Raw genomic sequence first — 13,163 nt, forward strand, 5'->3', positions numbered from 1 at the left:
GCGTGCCGCAGCAGTGCCATCCCGCACCCTGGAGGAGAGCCATCGTGCCTCGTACCGTCAGGGACGTCGTCTTCGTCGACGGCGTCCGCACCCCGTTCGGCAAGGCGGGCCCGAAGGGCATCTACCACGAGACCCGCGCCGACGATCTCGTCGTGAAGGCCATCCGGGAGCTGCTGCGCCGCAACCCCGGCCTCGACCCGAAGAAGATCGACGAGGTCGCCATCGCGGCGACCACGCAGATCGGCGACCAGGGCCTGACCATCGGCCGTACCGCGGGCATCCTCGCGGGCCTGCCGCAGTCCGTACCCGGCTACTCCATCGACCGGATGTGCGCGGGAGCCCTGACCGCGGTCACCACGACCGCCGGTTCCATCGCCTTCGGCGCGTACGACGCGGTGATCGCCGGTGGCGTGGAGCACATGGGCCGCCACCCGATGGGTGAGGGCGTCGACCCCAACCCGCGGTTCGTGTCGGAGAAGCTGGTCGATGAGTCCGCCCTGTTCATGGGCATGACCGCGGAGAACCTGCACGACCGCTACCCGCACATCACCAAGCAGCGCGCCGACGAGTTCGCCGTGCGCTCCCAGGAGAAGGCCGCCAAGGCGTACGCCAACGGCAAGATCCAGCAGGACCTGGTGCCGGTCTCGGTGCGCCGTACCAGCCCCGAGGCCGGTGAGACGGGCTGGGGCCTGGTCACCGCCGACGAGCCGATGCGCCCGGGCACCACGCTGGAGAACCTGGCCGGCCTGAAGACGCCGTTCCGTGTGCACGGCCGCGTCACCGCCGGTAACGCCGCGGGCCTCAACGACGGCGCCACCGCGTCGATCATCGCGTCCGAGGACTTCGCCCGCGAGAACGGCCTCCCGGTCAAGATGCGCCTCGTGTCGTACGCCTTCGCGGGCGTCGAGCCGGAGGTCATGGGTTACGGCCCGATCCCGGCGACCGAGAAGGCTCTCGCCCAGGCGGGCCTGACCATCGACGACATCGGCCTGTTCGAGATCAACGAGGCGTTCGCCGTCCAGGTGCTCGCACTCCTGGACCACTACGGCATCGCCGACGACGACGCACGCGTCAACCAGTACGGCGGCGCCATCGCCTACGGTCACCCGCTGGCCTCCTCCGGTGTCCGTCTGATGACCCAGCTGGCCCGGCAGTTCGAGGAGCAGCCGGAGGTCCGTTACGGCCTCACCACCATGTGCGTCGGCTTCGGCATGGGCGCCACGGTCATCTGGGAGAACCCGAACCACAAGGACGCCGGAGGCAGCAAGTGAGCACCACCGCTGAGCTTTTGAAGGGCGCGGCCGAGCTGTTCCCGGACGAGGTCGTGACCCAGGCGCACGTACGCCACTTCGACCTGCCGTTCGGCGCGGGCAGGTTCGCGCTGATCACCCTGGACAACGGCTTCGACCACACCAAGCCGACCACCTTCGGGCCGCAGTCGCTCGCCAACCTGAACACGGCGATCGACCAGGTCGAGAAGGAGGCCGCCGACGGTGACATCGTCGGTGTCGGCCTGACCGGCAAGCCGTTCATCTTCGCCGTCGGCGCCGACCTCAAGGGTGTCGAGCTGCTGAAGAAGCACGAGGACGCCCTGGCCATCGGCAAGGGCGGCCACGACGTCTTCAAGCGGCTCTCCGCGCTGGCCGTGCCCACGTTCGCGTACTACAACGGCGCGGCGATGGGCGGCGGTGTCGAGGCCGGTCTGCACTGCACCTACCGGACCGTGTCGCAGGCCGTGCCGGCCTTCTCGCTGCCCGAGGTGTTCCTGGGCCTGGTCCCGGGCTGGGGCGGCTGCACCGTCCTGCCGAACCTGATCGGCGCCGACCGCGCGGTCTCGGTGATCATCGAGAATTCGCTCAACCAGAACAAGCAGCTCAAGGGCGAGCAGGTCTTCGAGCTCGGCATCGCGGACGCGATCTTCGAGGGCGCGGACTTCCTGGAGCAGTCGCTGCTCTGGACGGCGCAGGTCCTCAAGGGCGACCTCACCGTCGAGCGTCCCGAGGTGGACCGCGGTGAGGCGTGGGACGCCGCCGTGGCCCGCGGCCGGTTCATCGCCGACGGCAAGGTCCACGGCGCCGCCCCGGCCGCGTACCGGGCCCTCGACATCATCGAGGCGGCCAAGGACGGCGATCTGCAGAAGGGCTTCGACGCCGAGGACAACGCCCTCGCCGACCTGATCATGGGTGGCGAGCTGCGCTCCGGTATCTATGCCTTCAACCTGGTGCAGAAGCGCGCCAAGCGCCCGGCCGGCGCCCCGGACAAGAGCCTGGCCCGCCCGGTCACCAAGGTCGGTGTCGTCGGCGCCGGTCTGATGGCCTCGCAGCTGGCGCTGCTGTTCCTGCGCCGCCTGGAGGTCCCGGTCGTCCTCACGGACATCGACCAGGAGCGCGTCGACAAGGGGGTGGGCTACGTCCACGCCGAGATCGACAAGCTGCTCGGCAAGGGCCGGATCAACCAGGACAAGGCCAACCGCCTCAAGGCCCTGGTCACCGGTGTCCTCGACAAGGCCGAGGGCTTCGCGGACGCGGACTTCATCATCGAGGCCGTGTTCGAGGAGATGTCGGTCAAGCAGAAGGTGTTCGCCGAGGTCGAGGCCGTCGCCCCGGCCCACGCGATCCTCGCGACCAACACCTCGTCGCTGTCCGTCTCCGAGATGGCGTCGAAGCTCCAGCACCCGGAGCGGGTCGTCGGCTTCCACTTCTTCAACCCGGTCGCGATCCTCCCGCTGCTGGAGATCGTCCGCGGTGAGAAGACGGACGACGCGTCCCTCGCCACGGCCTTCGGTGTCGCGAAGAAGCTGAAGAAGACCGCGGTGCTGGTGAAGGACGCCCCGGCGTTCGTCGTCAACCGCATCCTGACGCGCTTCATGGGCGAGATCCAGAACGTCATCGACGAGGGCACCCCGGTCGACGTGGCGGAGGAGGCCGTCGAGCCGCTCGGCCTGCCGATGTCGCCGCTGGTGCTGCTGGAGCTGGTCGGCCCCGCGATCGGTCTGCACGTGTCGGAGACCCTGAACCGGGCCTTCCCGGAGCGCTTCAAGGTGTCCCCGAACCTGAAGGCGGTCGTGGAGGCGGGCAAGCGCGGCTTCTACGTCTACGACAGCGGCAAGCCGGAGCTGGACCCCGAGGTCGCCGCGCTGCTGAAGCAGGGCGATGCCGTCCTGACCGAGGAGCAGGTCCGCGACCGCGTCCTGGACGCGGTCGCGCAGGAGATCGGCCTCATGCTGGACGAGGGCGTCGTCGCCGAGGCGCAGGACATCGACCTGTGCCTGATCACCGGTGCCGGCTGGCCCTTCCACCTGGGCGGCATCACGCCGTACCTGGACCGTGAGGGCGTCTCGGAGCGCGTGAACGGCAAGCGGTTCCTGGAGCAGGGTGTGGCGAGCGTCCCGGCGTAACAGCCGGCCGCCGAAGCGACGGGCCGTACGGGATCAGCTCCCGTACGGCCCGTCGGCTGTTCCCCCGCCCCGCCCCTTCCCGCGACCAGGGGGCTGAGACTCAGCCCCCTGGGGAGAGTCCGAGGAGCGGGGGTTCGGGGGCCGAGCCCCGACTCGGGAGGGGCGAGGCGGGGAAGGTCACCCCTCCTGGGCCAGCGCGTCCAGGATCTGCTGACCGTACTTGGCCAGCTTGTTCTCACCGACCCCGCTCACGCCGCCGAGATCCGCGAGGCTGCTCGGCGGAGCCGCCGCGATCTCGCGGAGGGTCGCGTCGTGGAAGATGACATACGCCGGGATGCCCTGCTCCTTGGCCGTGGCGGTCCGCCAGGCACGCAGCCGCTCAAAGACGGGGAGCGCCTCCTCCGGCAGGTCCACCGGCGCGGCCTTCTTCTTCCCGGACGCGCCCCTGGCGGACGCGCGGGCGGGCTTCTCGGGCTCGCTGCGCAGCAGGACCTGGCGGCGGCCGCCCAGCACGTCGGCCGCCTCGTCGGTGAGGAACAGGGTGTTGAACTCGCCCTGGACGGCCAGCAGCCGCTGGGCGAGCAACTGACGGACCACCCCGCGCCACTGGACCTCCGTCAGGTCCGTACCGATCCCGAAGACGCTCAGCGCGTCATGGTCGAAGCGGATGACCTTGGCGGTCCTGCGGCCGAGGAGGATGTCGACGATCTGGCCGACGCCGAAGCTCTGGTTCCGCTCGCGCTTGAGCCGTACGACGGTCGAGAGGACCTTCTGCGCGGCGATCGTGCCGTCCCACGACTTGGGCGGGGTCAGGCATGTGTCGCAGTTGCCGCACGCGGTGCTCTCCTGGCCGAAGTAGGCGAGAAGCTGGACGCGGCGGCATTCGACGGTCTCGCAGAGGGCGAGCATGGCGTCGAGGTGGGCGGCGAGCCGGCGGCGGTGGTCCTCGTCGCCCTCGCTTGTGTCGATCATGCGTCGCTGCTGGACGACGTCGTTCAGCCCGTAGGCCAGCCAGGCGGTCGACGGCAGACCGTCACGGCCCGCCCGGCCGGTCTCCTGGTAGTAGCCCTCGACGGACTTCGGCAGGTCGAGGTGGGCGACGAACCGGACGTCCGGCTTGTCGATGCCCATGCCGAACGCGATGGTCGCGACGACCACCAGGCCGTCCTCGCGGAGGAACCGCGACTGGTTCTCGGCGCGTGTGCGGGCGTCGAGCCCCGCGTGGTACGGGACCGCCTCGATGCCGTTCTCCACGAGGAACGCGGCGGTCTTCTCGACGGACGCCCGGGACAGGCAGTAGACGATGCCCGCGTCGCCCTCGTGCTCGCCCTTCAGGAGGGCGAGAAGCTGCTTCTTCGGTTCGTTCTTGGGCGCGATGCGGTACTGGATGTTCGGCCGGTCGAAGCTGGCGACGAAGTGGCGGGCGTCCTGGAGGTTCAGCCGGGCGGCGATCTCCGTATGCGTGGCCCGGGTCGCGGTCGCCGTGAGGGCGATGCGGGGCACGTCGGGCCAGCGCTCGTGGAGCTGGGACAGCTGGAGGTAGTCCGGCCGGAAGTCGTGGCCCCACTGGGCCACGCAGTGCGCCTCGTCGATCGCGAACAGCGAGATCTTCCCGCGCTCCAGGAGCCGCAGCGTCGACTCGACCCGCAGCCGCTCGGGCGCGAGATAGAGCAGGTCCAGCTCCCCCGCCGCGAACTCGGCCTCCACCAGCCGCCGCTCGTCCAGCCCCTGCGTGGAGTTGAGGAATCCGGCCCGCACCCCGAGCGCGCGCAGGGCGTCCACCTGGTCCTGCATGAGCGCGATGAGCGGCGAGACGACGACACCGACACCGGGGCGTACGAGCGCGGGGATCTGGTAGCAGAGCGACTTGCCGCCGCCGGTCGGCATGAGGACCAGCGCGTCACCGCCGCCTGTCACATGCTCGATGATCTCCCGCTGCTCTCCACGGAACGAGTCATAGCCGAAGACCCGGCCGAGGACCTGCAGGGCCGCCGTGTCGGAGTCGGATGCATGCGGTGGCGAAGTCATTCGGCAATACTACGAGCGCGCCACGAGGCCCGGGGAAATCCGGCCGAGCCTGTGGATAACGTGGGCGCCATGACCTCCCCCCTCCTGATCGTCGACGCCGCGAACGTCGTCGGCTCCGTGCCGGACGGCTGGTGGCGCGACCGCCGGGCCGCGGCGGAGCGGCTGCGCGACCACCTGGTCTCGTACGCCGCGGACGGCCTGCCCGGGCTGCTGCCCGGCCCCGTCGACATCGTCCTGGTCGTCGAGGGGCGGGCCCGGGGGGTCGAGCCGGTACCGGGTGTCCGGGTCGTGGCGGCGCCCGGCAGCGGTGACGACACGATCGCCGGACTCGCCCGTGCGGCGGCGGGGCGGCCGTGCCTGGTCGTGACGGCCGACCGGGAGCTGCGGCGCCGTGTCACGGCCCACGGCGCGGACTGCGCGGGCCCCCGCTCGGTGCGCCCCGCCTAGCCAGGCGGCCGTGTCCAGCGGTTCCTCCCCCAACCCGCGCCATCCCGAACCGGGGGCTTCGCCCGCCGGACTCCCGTGTCGCGCCCGGACGGCGCTCGTCCTCGGAGATGACGGCGCTCGTCCTGGGAGATGAGGGAGCGGGGGCGGGTGGCAGTGGGCTCAGTCGTGGACCGGTTCCACGGCGCGCTCGTCCCCGTCCTCGAAGGGGGTGCCCCCGGTCGAGCGAAGTCGAGGCTGGGGGAGGCCGTCCAGCCTGGCGACGAGGCCCGTCACCTGGCGCGCGATGTCGGGGGCGGTCAGGCCGATCTCGGCGAGGACCTCCTTGCGGGAGGCGTGGTCGAGGAACCGGGGCGGGATGCCGAAGTCCCGCAACGGTACGTCGACGCCCGCGTCGCGCAGGGCCTGGGCGACGGCGCTGCCGACGCCGCCGGCGCGGCCGTTGTCCTCGACGGTGACGACGACGCGGTGGCGCTCGGCGAGCGGGGCCATGGCCTCGTCGACGGGCTTGACCCAGCGCGGGTCGACGACCGTCGTGGAGATGCCCTGCTTGTCGAGGAGGCCGGCGATCTCCAGGCACATGGGTGCGAGGGCGCCGACCGAGACGAGGAGGACGTCGGGCGTGTCCGTACCGGGCTCGCGCAGGACGTCCATGCCGCCGACACGGCCGACGGCCTCGACGGCGGGGCCGACGGCGCCCTTCGAGTAGCGGACGACGGTCGGGGCGTCCTTGACCTGGACGGCCTCGCGCAGCTGGGCGCGGACCTGGTCGGCGTCGCGGGGCGCGGCGATCCGCAGGCCGGGGACGACCTGGAGGATCGACATGTCCCACATGCCGTTGTGGGACGCGCCGTCGGTGCCGGTGACGCCGGCCCGGTCCAGCACGAACGTCACTCCGCAGTTGTGCAGGGCGACGTCCATCAGGACCTGGTCGAAGGCGCGGTTGAGGAAGGTCGCGTAGACGGCGACGACCGGGTGGAGGCCGCCGGTGGCGAGCCCGGCCGCCGACACGGCGGCATGCTGCTCGGCGATGCCGACGTCGTACACCCGCTCGGGGAACGCCTTGGCGAACTTGTCGAGGCCGACGGGCTGGAGCATGGCGGCCGTGATCGCGACGATGTCGTCGCGCTCCTTGCCGAGCTCGACCATCTCGTCGGCGAAGACGGACGTCCAGTCGGCGCCGGAGGAGGCGATCGGCAGACCGGTGTCCGGGTGGATCTTGCCGACTGCGTGGAAGCGGTCGGCCTCGTCCTGGAGGGCGGGCTGGTAGCCGCGGCCCTTCTCGGTGAGGCAGTGGACGATGACCGGCCCGTTGAACTGCTTGGCGCGCTGGAGGGCGGACTCGACGGCGGCGAGGTCGTGGCCGTCGATGGGGCCGACGTACTTCAGGCCGAGGTCCTCGAAGAGGCCCTGCGGGGCGATGAAGTCCTTCAGGCCCTTCTTGGCGCCGTGCAGCGTCTCGTACAGCGGCTTCCCGACGACCGGGGTGCGGTCGAGGATGTCCTTGGTACGGGCGAGGAACCGCTCGTAGCCGTCGGTGGTGCGGAGGGTGGCCAGGTGGTTGGCGAGGCCGCCGATGGTGGGCGAGTAGGAGCGCTCGTTGTCGTTGACGACGATGACGAGCGGGCGGTCCTTGGCGTCGGCGATGTTGTTGAGCGCCTCCCAGGCCATGCCGCCGGTGAGGGCGCCGTCACCGATGACGGCGACGACGTGGTCGTCCTTCCCGAGGACCTCGTTCGCCTTGGCGAGGCCGTCGGCCCAGCCGAGGACGGTGGAGGCGTGCGAGTTCTCGATGACGTCGTGCTCGGACTCCGCCCGGGCCGGGTAGCCGGACAGGCCGCCCTTCATCTTGAGCTTGGAGAAGTCCTGCCGGCCGGTGAGCAGCTTGTGCACATACGACTGGTGGCCGGTGTCCCAGAGGATCCTGTCCTTCGGCGACTCGAAGACGCGGTGCAGGGCGATGGTCAGCTCGACCACGCCGAGGTTGGGGCCGAGGTGGCCACCGGTCTTGGAGACCGCGTCGACGAGGAAGGTGCGGATCTCCGATGCCAGCCGGTCCAGCTGCTCCGGGGAGAGCCGGTCGAGATCGCGCGGTCCCCTGATACGGGTCAGCAATGCCACCCGTGCCTCCTTGCGTGTTGGGCTGGTCGAGGTTGAGCCGGCCGAGCGTGCCGATTCCGCCGAGTCTAATGTTCCGTTCCGGACTGTGGACATCGGGCCGTACCTCGTCGGACACACCGATGATCACACCGACGGGCGATCCGGGTGTACGCCGATGCGCCGCCCCTGTACGGAGACGCGGCAGTGCCCGGCGCCGGTTGCGCGGCGCCAGGCACTGCGGAGGTGATCTGTACCGCTATGCGCGTCCGGCGGTCTTCTGCGTCTTGCGGGAGACCGAGTCGATCACCACGGCGGCGAGGAGCACCGCGCCGGTGATCATGTACTGGATCTCGCTGGCCATGCCGAGCATGTTCAGGCCCTGCTGGATCGACTGGATGACGATCATGCCGAGCAGAGCCGACCAGACCTTGCCGCGGCCGCCGAAGAGGCTGGTGCCGCCGATGACGGCGGCCGCGATGACCAGCATCAGCGTGTTGCCGCTGCCGAGGCTCTTGCTGGCGCCGCTCTGGAGGCTGGCGATGAACAGACCGCCGAAGGCGCCCAGCATGCCGGAGAGGCCGAACACGGTGATCCGGACCCGGTCCACGTTGATGCCGGCGCGGCGAGCGGCCTCGGAGCTGCCGCCGACCGCGAAGACCTGGCGCCCGAAGGTGGTCCGGCGGGCGACGAAGTCGGCGACCACCAGGACGCCGAGGAAGAGAACGAGGGCGAGAGGCAGGCCACGGGCCCCGGCGGGCTCGTTCAGCACGTAGGCGCCGGCGAAGCACATGAGCGCCACGACGCCGGTCCGCAGCACGATCTCGCCGGCCGGCCGACCCGGCAGGGCGGCGGCCCGGCGGCGCTTGGTGTCCCGCAGCAGCGACGCCGCGTAGGCGAGGACGGCGACCAGGGCGAGGCCATAGGCGGCGGCCTTGTCCTGGAAGTAGTAGCCGGTGAGGTCCTCCACGACGCTGCTGGAGGGGATGTTGATGGTGCCCTCGGAGCCCATCAGCCAGATCTGGAAGCCGCTCCAGCCGAGGAAGCCCGCCAGGGTGACGACGAAGGCCGGGACACCGATCTTGGCGAAGAAGAAGCCGTGCAACAGGCCGAGGCCCAGGCCGGACAGCAGCGCGATCACGATCGCGAGCCAGTCGTTGACGCCGTTGCTGACGCTGAGCACCGCCCAGACGGCGGCGCCGACGCCCGCGACCGAGCCGACCGACAGGTCGATCTCGCCCAGGATGAGGACGAAGACGATGCCGACGGCCATGATGCCGAGGCCCGCGCTGTACACCACGATGTTGGTGAGCGAGCTGGCCGACAGGAAGTTGCTGTTCTGCGACTGGAAGACGATCGCGATGACGATCAGGCCGATGATGACCGGCAGGGATCCCAGCTCGCCGCCGCGCACCTTGCGGGAGAACTCGGTCAGGTAGCCCTTGAGCCCCTCCTCGCGGACGAGGAGGCGTGGGTCGACGGCCGGGACGGGCGCGGCCGACTGGTCCTCGGAGCCGTTCGCGGCGTGGGCGCCGCGGCGCCGGGGGGTCTTGGTGAGGTCGCTCACTTCGCGTCCTCCTTCGAGGCCGTACGGGCCTGGCGGCGCGTGACGGCGTTGTCCGTGGCGCCGGTGATCGCGGCGATGATCTCTTCGTGCGAGGTGCCCTTGACGTCGAAGACACCGTTGTTGCGGCCGAGGCGCAGGATGGCGGCGCGGTCGGCGACGGCCCGGACGTCGGCCATGTTGTGGGTGATGAGGATGACGCCGTGGCCGTTCTCGCGGAGCCGCTCGACGAGGTCGAGGACCTGGGCGGTCTGCTCGACACCGAGGGCGGCGGTCGGCTCGTCCAGGATGACGACCTTGGGGTCGCCGATCAGGGCGCGGGCGATGGCGACGACCTGGCGCTGGCCACCGGAGAGCGAGGCGACCGGGATACGGACGCTGGGTATGCGGATGGAGAGGGTGTCGAGGAGCTCCTTCGAGCGCTTCTCCATCGCGATCTCGTCGAGGACGGAGGCGCGGCGCACCTCGGTGCCGAGGAAGAGGTTGGCGACGACGTCGAGGTTGTCGCAGAGCGCCAGGTCCTGGTAGACGGTCGCGATCCCCAGGTCCTGGGCCTCGTTGGGACGGTTGACCCGGACCGGGCGGCCTTCCCACTCGATGGTGCCCTCGTCGATCGGGTGGACACCCGAGATCGTCTTGACGAGGGTCGACTTGCCGGCGCCGTTGTCGCCGAGCAGTGCGACGACCTCACCGGCGTGGATCTCCAGGTCTACATCGGTGAGCGCCTGGACGGCGCCGAACCGCTTGGAGACTCCGCGCAACGCCAGCACGGGCGTAGCGGACACGTGAATCATCTCCTTCACCCGCCGGTCGGGCGGGGATGGTGGTGCGTTTGAGCACAGGGGTGCGAGGAGAGTCCGGCGCCCGCCCGCCGCTGCGGGGCGTGATGCGGGGCGGGCACCGGACCAGTCGGCAGGGGCCCGGGTCGAACGGGCCTCACCTGTCGGGGCCTGGGTCGATCAGGCCCTGTGCGTGGGGGGTGGAGGGGAGGGGCCGGTTACTTGATACCGGCGGCCTCGCAGGCGGCCTTGTACTCGGCCGTGCAGATGTCGGCGGCCTTGTAGACCTTGTCCAGGATGATCGTGTCGGCGATGTTGTCCTTGGTCACGATCTGCGCGTCGTACAGCTTCGCCGGGATGTTCTTGAACTCACCGGTGAGGCTGGTGACCTTCGACGGGGTGAGGTGCTCCCACTTCTCGCCCTTGAGGATGGCGACCGCGATCTCGGCGGTGGTCTCGGCCTCGGGCTTGATCTGCTTGTAGATCGTGAAGGACTGCTCGCCCTTCAGGATGCGCTGCAGACCGGCGAGCTCGGCGTCCTGGCCGCCGACCGGGACCTTGACGCCCTGCTTGTTGAGGGCGGTGATGATGCCGCCGGCCATGCCGTCGTTGGCCGAGTAGACGCCCTGGAAGCCGTCCTTGCCGAGCGAGTCGATGGCGGCGCCCATCTTCTTGCTGGCCTCGTCGGGGGACCAGTCCGGGATGTCCTGCTCGTAGACGATCTTCCCGACCTGCGTGTCGAGGACGCTGTGGGCGCCCTTCTTGAACAGCGGGGCGTTCGGGTCGGTCGGCGAACCGTTGATCATGACGACGTTGGCGTCCTTGGCCTTGTCGCCCAGGGCCTTGACCAGGCCCTCGCCCTGGAGGCGGCCGATCTTCTCGTTGTCGTACGAGACGTACGCGGCGATCGGGCCCTCGGCGAGCCGGTCGTACGCGACGACCTTGACGCCCTTCTTCTCCGCGTCCTGCACCCAGGACTTGGTGGCCTTGTAGTCGACCGAGTCGAGGATGATGACCTTGACGCCCTGCGTGACGAGCGCGTCGAACTGCTTCTTCTGCGTCTCGGTGTCCTGCGCGGCGTTGTTGTACTTGACCTCGCACTCCTCGCAGAGTTCCTTGATCTTCGCCTCGATGATCGGGCGGTCGAAGGTCTCGTAGCGCGTGGTCTTGTTCTCCGGCAGCAGCAGACCGATGGTCTTGCCGTCACCGTCACCGCCGGCGGTGGCGCCGTCTCCCGCCTTGCCACAGGCGGCGAGCGATACGGCCATCGAAACCGCGGCCGTACCTATGACGACACGTCGCGTCATTGCGTTCATATGGGTTGCCTCCCTGACGAGGCCGCGACACTGCGGCCGAGGTGGCTGTGAGTCAACTCGGCCGCCACGCCATCGTCAAGGAGTAAATTCTTAACGAGATGACAACGGTGCCATGCGTTATCTAAGTGAACGCAGGCGTAGCGACCCCTGTGGGGGCCTGCTGACCACCCTCCAGAAGGGTCGAATCGCCCATTTCGCTCAGTACGAGCGCGAGGGCGCCCAGCACCTCGGCGCGCCCGCCGAGGGCGCCCGGAGCCACGGACAGATGGCGGGCGGCGCTGGGGATGGCGTACCGCGACACGGACTCGCGGATGGGCGCCAGGACCAGCTCACCGGCCTCCGCGAGGTCGCCGCCGAGGACGACCCGGCTGGGGTTGAGCAGATTGCAGAGGTTGGCGACACCGCTGCCGATGTGGCGTCCGACGTCGGCGACGACACGGCGGCAGCCCGGGTCGCCCTCGCGGGCGAGCTGGACGACCCGCTCCATGGTGAGGTCGGGGCCGTGGCCGGGCTGGAGCAGCGGCAGGACGTACCGGGCGGCGGTGAAGGTCTCCAGGCAGCCGCGGTTGCCGCAGCGGCAGACGGGACCCGACTCGTCGAGCGTGATGTGGCCGATCTCGCCGGCCGTGCCGCCGGGGCCCCGGTAGATCTTCCCGTCGATGACGAGACCGGCGCCGACACCGCTGGCGACCTTGATGTACGCGAGGTCGCGGACGCCGCGGCCGGCGCCCCAGACCATCTCACCGAGTGCGCCGAGGTTGGCGTCGTTGTCGACGTACACGGGGACACCGAGGCGGGCGGAGAGCTCCTGGCTCGGGTTGATGCCGGTCCAGCCCGGAAGGATCGAGGTGGAGCCGAGCGTGCCGGAGGAGACGTCGATCGGGCCCGGCACGCCGAGGCCGACGCCGATGACCTTGCCTGGGCCGATGCCGGTGGCCTCGATCAGCCGTTTGACCAGCTGTTCCGCCCGGTCGAAGCCCTCCGCGGAGGACGCGTCGACATCGAGCGGCTCGGATTCCTCGGCGAGCACCTGGTGGGCGAGGTTGCCGACGGCGACGCGCAGGTGCGTATGCCCGAAGTCCACACCGATGACGATCCCGGCGTCGCCGCTGAGCGAGACGCTGCGGGCCCGGCGGCCACCGGCGGAGGTGGGGGTGACCTCGACCGTGCCGCCGTCCTTGAGTTCACGCACGATGTTGGAGACCGTCGCGGCGGACAGGCCCGTCGCCCTGGCGATCTCCGCCTGGGTGAGGGAACCGGCCATGCGGACGGCGCGCACAACCCGCTCGAGGTTGGCGCGATGCAGAGATGTCTGCGACCCCGGAGTCTCCATCGACTCTCTCACTCCTGCCGTTTTCTCCAACATGTGAACTCTAAGCTGAGCGTTTAGGGTTGGCCCCCGTCAAGACCTTGAGCATTACGAAGCTCTGATGAGCGGGTAAAGTCCAGAAAAATCCGAATTGTCAGCCATGCCGCACAGAGAAACCGCCCGCCGGTGTGCGATCACACCAACGGGCGGTTCTTGATTCGTACGGGAT

At 70.0% G+C, this 13,163-nt stretch carries 9 protein-coding genes; 3 read left to right on the forward strand and 6 right to left on the reverse strand.

The window, feature by feature from the left end:
* Positions 1–44: 44 nt before the first annotated feature.
* Both FVS66_RS10670 and FVS66_RS10675 read left to right on the forward strand, forming a co-directional pair.
* Positions 45–1,271 (forward strand): acetyl-CoA C-acyltransferase, encoded by a 1,227-nt coding sequence (locus FVS66_RS10670; RefSeq protein WP_149180777.1) that lies wholly within the window; start codon positions 45–47, stop codon positions 1,269–1,271.
* On the forward strand, positions 1,268–3,397 hold the full coding sequence (locus FVS66_RS10675; RefSeq protein ID WP_149180778.1) for a 3-hydroxyacyl-CoA dehydrogenase NAD-binding domain-containing protein: 2,130 nt from the start codon (positions 1,268–1,270) through the stop codon (positions 3,395–3,397). The genes FVS66_RS10670 and FVS66_RS10675 overlap by 4 nt, the downstream gene beginning before the upstream one ends.
* A gap of 177 nt (positions 3,398–3,574) precedes the next feature.
* On the opposite strand, the gene recQ is transcribed toward FVS66_RS10675, so the two are convergent.
* A complete protein-coding gene (gene recQ / locus FVS66_RS10680) occupies positions 3,575–5,425 on the reverse strand; it encodes a DNA helicase RecQ (protein WP_149180779.1) in 1,851 nt (616 codons plus the stop codon).
* A gap of 69 nt (positions 5,426–5,494) precedes the next feature.
* On the opposite strand from recQ, the gene FVS66_RS10685 reads away from it, so the two are divergent.
* Positions 5,495–5,872, forward strand: a complete 378-nt coding sequence (locus FVS66_RS10685) for an NYN domain-containing protein (RefSeq protein WP_149180780.1) — start codon at positions 5,495–5,497, stop codon at positions 5,870–5,872.
* A gap of 159 nt (positions 5,873–6,031) precedes the next feature.
* Here FVS66_RS10685 and dxs read toward each other — a convergent pair whose 3' ends face one another.
* The 5 genes from dxs to FVS66_RS10710 form a co-directional block, all read right to left on the reverse strand.
* Entirely contained in the window at positions 6,032–7,990 is a 1,959-nt protein-coding gene (gene dxs, locus FVS66_RS10690) for a 1-deoxy-D-xylulose-5-phosphate synthase (protein WP_149180781.1), read from the reverse strand.
* Between the two features lie 235 nt (positions 7,991–8,225).
* Positions 8,226–9,533 (reverse strand): ABC transporter permease subunit, encoded by a 1,308-nt coding sequence (locus FVS66_RS10695; protein ID WP_149180782.1) that lies wholly within the window; start codon positions 9,531–9,533, stop codon positions 8,226–8,228.
* Positions 9,530–10,324: an ATP-binding cassette domain-containing protein gene (locus FVS66_RS10700; protein ID WP_187645463.1), complete on the reverse strand. Its 795-nt coding sequence runs from the start codon at positions 10,322–10,324 to the stop codon at positions 9,530–9,532. The genes FVS66_RS10695 and FVS66_RS10700 overlap by 4 nt, the downstream gene beginning before the upstream one ends.
* A 203-nt stretch (positions 10,325–10,527) precedes the next feature.
* Positions 10,528–11,625, reverse strand: a complete 1,098-nt coding sequence (locus tag FVS66_RS10705; RefSeq protein ID WP_262386917.1) for a substrate-binding domain-containing protein — start codon at positions 11,623–11,625, stop codon at positions 10,528–10,530.
* A gap of 121 nt (positions 11,626–11,746) precedes the next feature.
* Positions 11,747–12,958 (reverse strand): ROK family transcriptional regulator, encoded by a 1,212-nt coding sequence (locus tag FVS66_RS10710; RefSeq protein ID WP_149180784.1) that lies wholly within the window; start codon positions 12,956–12,958, stop codon positions 11,747–11,749.
* Between the last annotated feature and the right edge of the window lie 205 nt (positions 12,959–13,163).

It is taken from the genome of Streptomyces sp. TRM49041 (assembly GCF_008271805.1).
In the GTDB taxonomy this organism is placed as follows: Bacteria; Actinomycetota; Actinomycetes; order Streptomycetales; family Streptomycetaceae; genus Streptomyces.

Bases quoted from the DNA above. Each gene is read 5' to 3' on its own strand.
- FVS66_RS10700 (WP_187645463.1), bottom strand. From the start codon at position 10,324: ATGATTCACGTGTCCGCTACGCCCGTGCTGGCGTTGCGCGGAGTCTCC.
- FVS66_RS10685 (WP_149180780.1), top strand. From the start codon at position 5,495: ATGACCTCCCCCCTCCTGATCGTCGACGCCGCGAACGTCGTCGGCTCC.
- recQ (WP_149180779.1), bottom strand. From the start codon at position 5,425: ATGACTTCGCCACCGCATGCATCCGACTCCGACACGGCGGCCCTGCAG.
- FVS66_RS10710 (WP_149180784.1), bottom strand. From the start codon at position 12,958: ATGGAGACTCCGGGGTCGCAGACATCTCTGCATCGCGCCAACCTCGAG.
- FVS66_RS10705 (WP_262386917.1), bottom strand. From the start codon at position 11,625: ATGAACGCAATGACGCGACGTGTCGTCATAGGTACGGCCGCGGTTTCG.